The following is a 1,092-nucleotide window of genomic DNA, read 5'->3' as shown; positions in this document are numbered from 1 at the left end:
ACTTTTTCCAGCTTCGGTTGACCTTGCTTCCAATAGTTTTCATTTTTCACCAGTACAACCTTGTTATCTTTTTCATAGCTATCCATTTTGAAAGGACCCGTACCTACTGGATGCGTGTTAAAGTACTCGTCCCCTTTTTCCTTGTAATACTTAGGCGGAACGATCACACCGCCATAACCTGCCAGCTTTGTAAGGAGTACAGGATCTTTTTCCTTGAGAATCATGTTGACTGTAAACTCGTTCACCACTTCTACACGGTCAATCGAAGCATAGTTCGCTTGCTGTGGTCCTTTTTTCCCTTCTTCACCAAGCAGGCGATCAAATGTAAATTTCACTGCTTCCGCGTTGAATGGCTCACCGTTGTGGAAGGTAACTCCTTGACGAAGTTTAAATTGAAGTGTCTTGTCATCCTTGAACTCCCACGATTCAGCGAGTCCTGGCTGGATTTTCAAGTCAGTGGTACGTTCGACTAAGCCTTCAAATACAGATGTTGCTACAGTACTCCAATCAAGCAAAAACGTATCAATCGGATCCCAAGAGTGCGGATCTCCATTCACACCAAGTGTAAGTTCATTTTTTGCCGGAGCTTGCGCTTCTGTCTTAGATTGCGGATTTGGCTGTGTGCTCGTGTCAGCCGGCTTACTCGAACATCCGCCCAAAGCAGCAGCTAGCACGAGTAATGCGGAGCAAGCGGTGATACCTACCTTCTTTTTCAAAACAAGTCCCCCTTTTCTTTTCGTTCTGGAATTCATGTTGAAAAAATATGATAGCTGTCATTTGTTCCTATTGGTTATACAAATGACAAGCAACATATCGACCATCGCCCATCGATTGAAATTCGGGCTTGTCCGTTTTGCAAATTTCCATACAATCAGGACAACGCGTATGGAACGTGCAGCCACTCGGAGGATTCGCAGGGCTCGGTACATCCCCAGTCAAGATGATGCGCTCACGCTTCGTTTTTGGCTTGGCAATCGGAACTGCGGACAGTAATGAGCGCGTATAAGGATGCAGTGGCTCTTCATATAACGCATTTTTAGGTGCCAGCTCAACCATCCTTCCCAGGTACATCACACCGATCCTGTCGCAAAA

General features: G+C 45.6%; 2 protein-coding genes. Both read right to left on the bottom strand.

Annotation, left to right across the window (positions count from 1 at the left end):
* A partial coding sequence (locus C7R94_RS28015; RefSeq protein WP_233220693.1) for an ABC transporter substrate-binding protein occupies positions 1-716 on the bottom strand: 716 nt, incomplete at its 3' end.
* Positions 717-783: 67 nt separating this feature from the next.
* A partial coding sequence (locus C7R94_RS28010) for an oligopeptide/dipeptide ABC transporter ATP-binding protein (RefSeq protein ID WP_146142831.1) occupies positions 784-1,092 on the bottom strand: 309 nt, incomplete at its 5' end.

The sequence above is a fragment of the Brevibacillus sp. NRRL NRS-603 genome (assembly GCF_003013445.1).
GTDB lineage: Bacteria > Bacillota > Bacilli > Brevibacillales > Brevibacillaceae > Brevibacillus > Brevibacillus formosus.
Note: the sequence above shows the minus strand (reverse complement) of the source record. Positions and strands in the feature narration are given on the sequence as shown.